Here is a 7,671-nt window from a genome sequence, read left to right as displayed (position 1 = left end):
AAAAAACCACTTTTCGGAAGGAGGAGTTACGGATGCCTCGTAAAGGTCCTGTTGCAAAACGTGATGTCTTACCAGATCCTATTTATAACTCAAAATTAGTAACTCGCTTAATCAACCGTGTAATGATTGACGGAAAACGCGGAGTTGCTGCAAATATTATCTACAATTCATTTGATATTATCAAAGAATCTACAGGTAATGATCCATTGGAAGTTTTCGAACAAGCAATGAAAAACATTATGCCTGTATTAGAAGTAAAAGCTCGTCGTGTTGGGGGTTCTAACTATCAAGTACCAGTTGAAGTTCGCCCTGAACGTCGTACGACTTTAGGTCTTCGTTGGGTAGTTAACTACGCTCGTTTGCGTGGAGAACACACAATGGAAGAGCGTCTAGCAAAAGAAATCATGGATGCTGCCAATAACACTGGTGCTTCTGTTAAAAAACGCGAAGACACACACAAAATGGCTGATGCTAACCGTGCGTTTGCACACTATCGTTGGTAAGATTTACTTGCAATTTTTTGCAAGAAATTTGACAACCATGTACTCGTAATGAGAGGAGAACACAACGAATATGGCAAGAGAATTTTCTTTAGAAAACACTCGTAATATCGGAATCATGGCCCACGTTGATGCTGGTAAAACAACAACAACAGAACGTATCTTGTACTACACTGGTCGTATCCACAAAATTGGTGAAACTCATGAAGGAGCTTCACAAATGGACTGGATGGAACAAGAACAAGAACGCGGGATCACGATTACATCTGCGGCAACTACTGCTCAATGGAAAGGGAACCGTGTCAACATCATTGACACTCCTGGACACGTGGATTTCACGATCGAAGTACAACGTTCATTACGCGTACTTGATGGCGCAGTAACTGTTTTAGACTCACAATCAGGTGTAGAACCTCAAACAGAAACTGTTTGGCGTCAAGCAACAGAATATGGCGTTCCACGTATCGTATTCTGTAACAAAATGGACAAAATTGGTGCAGACTTCTTATACTCTGTATCAACTTTACATGACCGTTTACAAGCAAACGCTCATCCAATCCAATTACCAATTGGTGCGGAAGATGATTTCACAGGAATCATTGACCTTGTGACAATGAAAGCTGAAATCTACACAAATGACTTAGGTACTGAGATTCAAGAAACTGAAATCCCAGAAGAATACCGTGAGTTAGCTGAAGAATGGCATGAAAAATTAGTTGAAGCAGTTGCTGAAACTGATGAAGACTTAACAATGAAATTCTTAGAAGGTGAAGAAATCACTGTCGAAGAATTAAAAGAAGGAATCCGTAAAGCAACTGTAGCGGTAGAATTCTACCCTGTAATGTGTGGTACGGCCTTCAAAAATAAAGGGGTTCAATTATTACTAGATGCGGTAATCGATTACTTACCATCACCTCTAGATATCCCTGCAATCAACGGGATCGACCCTAAAACGGACGAAGAAACTACTCGTCCAGCTGACGATGAAGCTCCATTTGCATCATTAGCATTTAAAGTTATGACTGACCCATTCGTAGGTCGTCTAACATTCTTCCGTGTTTATTCAGGTGTATTAGAATCTGGTTCTTACGTATTGAATGCTTCTAAAGGCAAACGTGAACGTATTGGACGTATTCTACAAATGCACGCGAATACACGTCAAGAAATCCAAAAAGTATACTCAGGAGATATCGCTGCAGCTGTTGGATTGAAAGATACAACAACTGGGGATACATTGTGTGCTGAAAATTCACCAGTTATCCTTGAATCGATTGAATTCCCTGATCCAGTTATCGAAGTAGCTGTTGAACCTAAATCAAAAGCTGACCAAGATAAAATGGGTCTTGCTCTACAAAAACTAGCTGAAGAAGATCCATCATTCCGCGTTGAAACAAACGTTGAAACTGGTGAAACTGTAATCGCTGGTATGGGTGAGTTGCATTTAGATGTATTAGTTGACCGTATGCGTCGTGAGTTCAAAGTGGAAGCAAACGTAGGTGCTCCTCAAGTATCTTACCGTGAAACTTTCCGTGCTGCGACAAATGCAGAGGGTAAATTTGTACGTCAATCAGGTGGTAAAGGTCAATACGGTCACGTATGGATCGAATTTACACCTAATGAAGAGGGTGGCGGTTTCGAATTCGAAAACGCGATCGTCGGTGGGGTTGTTCCTCGTGAATACATCCCAGCTGTTGAAAAAGGTCTTGAAGACTCAATGGCAAATGGTGTGTTGGCTGGATATCCATTAGTAGATATCAAAGCGAAACTTTATGATGGTTCTTACCATGATGTCGATTCGAATGAAACAGCCTTCCGTGTTGCTGCTTCTATGGCGCTACGTGCGGCTGCGAAGAAAGCACAACCAGCTATCCTTGAACCAATGATGAAAGTTACTGTAACTGTACCAGAAGATTACTTAGGTGATGTAATGGGACACGTAACTGCTCGTCGTGGACGCGTTGAAGGTATGGAAGCACATGGTAATGCGCAAATCGTAAATGCTATCGTGCCTTTATCTGAAATGTTTGGATACGCAACAACTCTACGTTCTTCAACTCAAGGACGTGGAACATTCATGATGGTATTTGACCACTATGAAGACGTACCGAAATCAATTCAAGAAGAAATTATTAAGAAAAACGGCGGAAAAGCTGAATAATTTTTAATCATTCTTGAAATGCTTCAAAAAACTATATTTTTTTGACAGTTTCGTGTACAATAATGAACGATGATATGGGAAAGGGATCACTCGTTGATTCCTTACCTATCAGATAAAATACTTTAAAACACTTAGGAGGAACATATAAAATGGCAAAAGAAAAATTTGACCGTTCTAAACCCCATGTAAACATTGGTACTATCGGACACGTTGACCATGGTAAAACTACTTTAACAGCTGCAATCACAACTGTTTTATCTAAAAAAGGTTTGGCACAAGCTTCTGCTTACGACCAAATCGATGGTGCTCCTGAAGAGCGCGAACGCGGAATCACTATCTCAACAGCTCACGTTGAGTACGAAACTGAAGCACGTCACTACGCTCACGTTGACTGCCCAGGTCACGCGGACTACGTTAAAAACATGATCACTGGTGCTGCTCAAATGGACGGCGCGATCTTAGTAGTATCTGCTGCTGATGGTCCTATGCCTCAAACACGCGAACACATCTTATTATCTCGTAACGTAGGTGTTCCTTACATCGTTGTATTCTTAAACAAAATGGATATGGTTGATGACGAAGAATTATTAGAATTAGTAGAAATGGAAGTTCGTGACTTATTATCAGAATACGATTTCCCAGGCGATGACACTCCAGTTGTTGCAGGTTCTGCTTTGAAAGCTTTAGAAGGCGACGCTTCTTACGAAGAAAAAATCATGGAATTAATGGCTGCAGTTGACGAGTACATCCCAACTCCAACTCGTGACACTGACAAACCATTCATGATGCCAGTTGAGGATGTATTCTCAATCACTGGACGTGGTACTGTTGCTACAGGTCGTGTTGAACGTGGACAAGTTCGCGTTGGTGACGTTGTAGATATCGTTGGTATCGCTGACGAAACTGCTCAAACAACTGTAACAGGTGTTGAAATGTTCCGTAAATTATTAGACTACGCTGAAGCAGGCGATAACATCGGTGCTTTATTACGTGGTGTTGCTCGTGAAGACATCCAACGTGGACAAGTTTTAGCTAAACCAGCTTCAATCACTCCACATACAAAATTCTCTGCTGAAGTATACGTATTAAGCAAAGAAGAAGGTGGACGTCATACTCCATTCTTCACTAACTACCGTCCACAGTTCTACTTCCGTACAACTGACGTGACTGGTGTTATCGAATTACCAGAAGGTACTGAAATGGTAATGCCTGGTGATAACGTAACTATCGAAGTTGAATTAATCCACCCAATCGCGATCGAAGAAGGAACTCGTTTCTCTATTCGTGAAGGCGGACGTACTGTTGGTTCAGGCGTTGTTTCTACAATCCACGCTTAATTCTAACTTTACAATCAAAAAGACTGATGAATTTATTCATCAGTCTTTTTTTGTGCAATTTTTTGAGTGTTAATGAAATCATCTACACCACGGTTTGGTTCGTTCGCGAAATAGTCCGCAAATTTTTGTGTCCAATCTTTGGTTTCACGTGCCTCGCCAAATTTACGCATCGTATCATCATAGTCTTCAATTTGTTTGTAATCTAGTGGAGTATATCCATTATAATGGACGATTGTTTCTTTTGGTAAACGTGGTTTGACTTTCATTTCAACGATCGGTTTACCAATACTTAATCCTGCAATCGGTAAGACGTATTCTGGTAGATTAAGTAGTGTTTTGATTTCAGGTAAATAGTTTCGCACGCTACCAACTGGTACTGCACCAAGACCAAGTGATTCAGTGGCCACTAACGCATTTTCCAATGCAAGTGCGGCATCTGTTGTAGCAGTAATCAATGGATCGAGTCCGTCGATTTGATAGTCGGTATCTTTTTGTTGCGCGACTGTTGCTGTACGGTAAAGATCAGCAACGAATAGTAGAAAAATGGAACTTTTTTCGATATGTGGATTACCAGGATTTAGTCGCACGAACTCCTTGCGAATCGTTGGATCGTCTAGTACGATAATCGAATAAAATTGACCATTCATCCAACTCGGTGCTTGTCTAGCAGCAGCTAAAATCTGCTCTAGATCCTCAGTAGGTAGCTTGTACGTTTCGTCAAAATGACGGTAACTTCGGTGTGAGGTTAGTAATTTAATCGTGTCATTCATTGCAATCATCCTTTCTTAATTGGGCATCGATGAACAAAAAACGTTCCTGAAATACTGAAAAATCATGCTCATCTAACCGAGTATAGTTAATTCTACAGGCTATTGTATCACGACTAAACAAAAAAGCGGGAGCAAGTAGAATGTTTTGATCCAAAAAAAGTTGCCAATCTTTACGCGTGAGACGACGTTTTGTATAGGTCAGCCAGTAATAGATCCCGCCATTGATCGGTTGATAGTGCCAATCCTTTAAAGTATCTAAAAAGGTTTCAAAACGTTTGCTACGTATATGTAACTGTTGGATCAAGTAATGTTGTTTTTCGGTATAGGATGGATCCTTTAAGGCAACTGTGGCAAATAATTGTGGAAAGATATCCGTCGTTAATTCGGTTGTTTCTTTGGTTTTTAAAAATGAAGTGATCAAACGTTTTGGTGCAATGATCCAGCCGATGTGAATTAAGGGTGAAAATAATTTCGATAATGAGCCAAGATAGATCACTTGTTCTGGAGCAAGCTCGATCAAGCGTTTTGGCGGTGCGGTAAAGCTTAATTCGCTAAACACATCGTCTTCTACGATCGGGATATCATAGGTTTTACAGATATCCACGATTTTTTTTCTTCTATTTAAAGACAATGTGCGCCCAGTTGGATTTTGATGGGTAGGGTTGACATACAGTAAATCGATTTTTTGTTGCTGGCACAACGTTTCTAAGGCATCTGGCAAAATCCCATATTGGTCTTGTGGCAAGCCTTTTAGTTGGAGGTCTAGTGTAGCAAAAAAAGGTAAAGCGAATAAAAAAGATGGATCTTCTGTTGCCACGCAAGCACCAGGTGCCAAAAGGGTTTGAAGGATTACAGAAAGTCCTTGAGTCGCACCAGATGTGATCAGTAACTCGCTAGATGTGATCGGTATCGTCATGCGCTTTTGTAAATGCTGCACCAATGCGTTTAGTAAAGGTGTATAACCGGCAGTAGTTGTTTGTTGTGCTTGCTTTAAAATTGTTTCCCATGACATTTCTGGAAAAGAAAAGTCTGGTATGAGTTGTTCAGGTAGATCACCGCTAAATAAATCGAGTACATCGGGTGTTGTTTTTTGTTCATGTACTTTGGTCAAATAAGGGTCCTCTGGTTTTTTTCTAGCATAGTGGGTGTGTTGCAGCCAAGAAAGTGGGGAACGACGATTGGCTAATTGACCGTCATTGACTCTTGTGCCGCTTCCTTGTTTTCGAGTGATCCAACCTAAGCTTTGCAATTCTTCTAGGGCACGTACGACTGTCGAACGATTAACAGAAAAATTTTTAGCAATCTCACGTTCAGGGGCTAAACGTTCGCCAGGGAGTAACTGTCCACTTTCGATTTGAGTGATGTAATGGTCCATGATATTTCGATACAACGTTTTTTTGGGCATGACGTTCCTCCTAGATAAATGGTTGGTTTAAAAATAATCCAATTGGCTCTTTTCGTCAACTGACTTTTTCTTTATGCTAAATTTACGATAAGGAGGGATTTAATGAAACGAGTATTAACGATTGCTGGTTCTGATGCAACTGGTGGAGCGGGTTTAGAAGCTGATTTGAAGATTTTTGAAGAATATGGATTATTTGGACAAGCGGCGATTACAACGATCGTTACAATGGATCCTAAAGATTGGCATCACGAGGTTACTGAAATGCCGGTTACATTGGTTGAAAAGCAAGTACAGTCTGCGTTAGATGGCGGTAAAGTAGCTGCAATCAAAACAGGGATGTTAGGCAATGAAACGATTATTGAGAACATCAGCCATTATTTATCTCCAGAGTTTACCGAGCATATTATCATCGATCCAGTGATTGCGTGTAAGGGGACTGCCCAAATTTTGCAGCCAAAAAGTGTTGTCGGGATCAAACGGTTTTTATTGCCCAAAGCGCAAATCGTAACGCCCAATTTAGTGGAAGCAGGTATTTTATCTGATTTAGGAGAGTTGACGAGTGTGGAATTGATCAAAGAAGCTGCAAAAAAAATCCATGATCAAGGAGCGAAGCGTGTGGTGATCAAAGGTGGGAAACGTCTTGCCGGACATCGCGCACTGGATGTGTTTTACGATGGGACAAGTTTTGAAATGCTAGAGTCTGCTAAAATCGATTCGCAAAATAATCACGGTGCAGGATGTGCGTTTGCCGCAGCGATTACTGCAGGCGTTGCAACGGGGATGAGCTATTTGGATGCTGTGATCAAGGCGAAAGAAGTCGTTTACCAAGGGATCTTACATGGAGCATCGTTTAATGCTTACGTGGGACATTTGAATCACTCAGCTTATTTTAGAAAAGGAGAAAATCATGGCTAAATCATCGATTCATACCGTCGTATTGATCGCCTTGTTTTCTGCGCTGACATTTATTGCTACTACGATCAAAATTCCGTTACCGACAGGTGCATTTGTTCATTTGGGAAATGCCGTACTGGTGCTTTCCGTTTTGCTGTTAGGTTTCGTTAGAGGATCGCTTGCAGGTGGGATCGGCTTTTTTTTATTTGATCTCGTCAACGGCTATGCGACTGAAGCACCGTATTTCTTACTAGAGGCCTTTATCGTCGGCGGTGTGACGTATGGCGCCTTTTTACTATTTAAAAAACAGCCGCATGCTTTATGGCAATTGCTGGTGATTGCAAGTGCAGCTGGTGTTGCGAAAATAGGTATGACGCAACTAAAAAATACGGTTATGCAATTATGGTTAGGTTCACCCAATCTCACCACGGCTTTTTTTGCGGCGACGGTGAAATTACCTGCGACGCTGACTAATGTGGTTTTAACGATTTTTGCCATCGCATTGCTTTATTTTCCATTAGTTAAAGCCTTTAATCGCTTGCGAATAGCTAAATAAAAGAGAAAACGGGACTTTTTTGAAAAAGTTCCGTTTTTCATGAAAAAATAC

At 41.0% G+C, this 7,671-nt stretch carries 7 protein-coding genes; 5 read left to right on the top strand and 2 right to left on the bottom strand.

Annotated features, from left to right (window positions below):
• The first annotated feature begins 32 nt into the window (after positions 1-32).
• The 3 genes from rpsG to tuf all read left to right on the top strand — a co-directional run bounded on the left by rpsG (position 33) and on the right by tuf (position 3,995).
• Positions 33-503, top strand: coding sequence for a 30S ribosomal protein S7 (rpsG, locus tag QZ413_RS07510; RefSeq protein ID WP_016186009.1), 471 nt, complete (start codon positions 33-35; stop codon positions 501-503).
• A 70-nt stretch (positions 504-573) separates the two neighbouring features.
• Positions 574-2,658: an elongation factor G gene (gene fusA / locus QZ413_RS07505; protein ID WP_297078848.1), complete on the top strand. Its 2,085-nt coding sequence runs from the start codon at positions 574-576 to the stop codon at positions 2,656-2,658.
• 149 nt (positions 2,659-2,807) lie between these two features.
• Complete coding sequence (tuf, locus tag QZ413_RS07500) at positions 2,808-3,995, top strand: elongation factor Tu (protein ID WP_016186007.1); 1,188 nt, start codon at positions 2,808-2,810, stop codon at positions 3,993-3,995.
• A gap of 32 nt (positions 3,996-4,027) precedes the next feature.
• Here tuf and QZ413_RS07495 read toward each other — a convergent pair whose 3' ends face one another.
• Entirely contained in the window at positions 4,028-4,765 is a 738-nt protein-coding gene (locus QZ413_RS07495) for a nitroreductase family protein (protein WP_297078846.1), read from the bottom strand.
• The gene (locus tag QZ413_RS07490) at positions 4,758-6,170 is read right to left on the bottom strand and encodes a PLP-dependent aminotransferase family protein (RefSeq protein WP_297078844.1); all 1,413 of its coding nucleotides are present in this window, start codon (positions 6,168-6,170) and stop codon (positions 4,758-4,760) included. The genes QZ413_RS07495 and QZ413_RS07490 overlap by 8 nt, the downstream gene beginning before the upstream one ends.
• A gap of 102 nt (positions 6,171-6,272) precedes the next feature.
• On the opposite strand from QZ413_RS07490, the gene thiD reads away from it, so the two are divergent.
• Positions 6,273-7,085, top strand: coding sequence for a bifunctional hydroxymethylpyrimidine kinase/phosphomethylpyrimidine kinase (gene thiD, locus QZ413_RS07485; protein ID WP_297078842.1), 813 nt, complete (start codon positions 6,273-6,275; stop codon positions 7,083-7,085).
• Positions 7,078-7,620 (top strand): ECF transporter S component, encoded by a 543-nt coding sequence (locus tag QZ413_RS07480; RefSeq protein ID WP_297078839.1) that lies wholly within the window; start codon positions 7,078-7,080, stop codon positions 7,618-7,620. The genes thiD and QZ413_RS07480 overlap by 8 nt, the downstream gene beginning before the upstream one ends.
• The last annotated feature ends 51 nt before the right edge of the window (positions 7,621-7,671 follow it).

The sequence above is a fragment of the uncultured Enterococcus sp. genome (assembly GCF_913775425.1).
GTDB lineage: Bacteria > Bacillota > Bacilli > Lactobacillales > Enterococcaceae > Enterococcus_G.
The sequence above is the reverse complement of the archived record's forward strand: the minus strand, read 5'-3'. Positions and strand labels throughout refer to the sequence as shown.

Bases quoted from the DNA above. Each gene is read 5' to 3' on its own strand.
- QZ413_RS07490 (WP_297078844.1), bottom strand. From the start codon at position 6,170: ATGCCCAAAAAAACGTTGTATCGAAATATCATGGACCATTACATCACT.
- fusA (WP_297078848.1), top strand. From the start codon at position 574: ATGGCAAGAGAATTTTCTTTAGAAAACACTCGTAATATCGGAATCATG.
- QZ413_RS07495 (WP_297078846.1), bottom strand. From the start codon at position 4,765: ATGAATGACACGATTAAATTACTAACCTCACACCGAAGTTACCGTCAT.
- tuf (WP_016186007.1), top strand. From the start codon at position 2,808: ATGGCAAAAGAAAAATTTGACCGTTCTAAACCCCATGTAAACATTGGT.
- QZ413_RS07480 (WP_297078839.1), top strand. From the start codon at position 7,078: ATGGCTAAATCATCGATTCATACCGTCGTATTGATCGCCTTGTTTTCT.
- thiD (WP_297078842.1), top strand. From the start codon at position 6,273: ATGAAACGAGTATTAACGATTGCTGGTTCTGATGCAACTGGTGGAGCG.
- rpsG (WP_016186009.1), top strand. From the start codon at position 33: ATGCCTCGTAAAGGTCCTGTTGCAAAACGTGATGTCTTACCAGATCCT.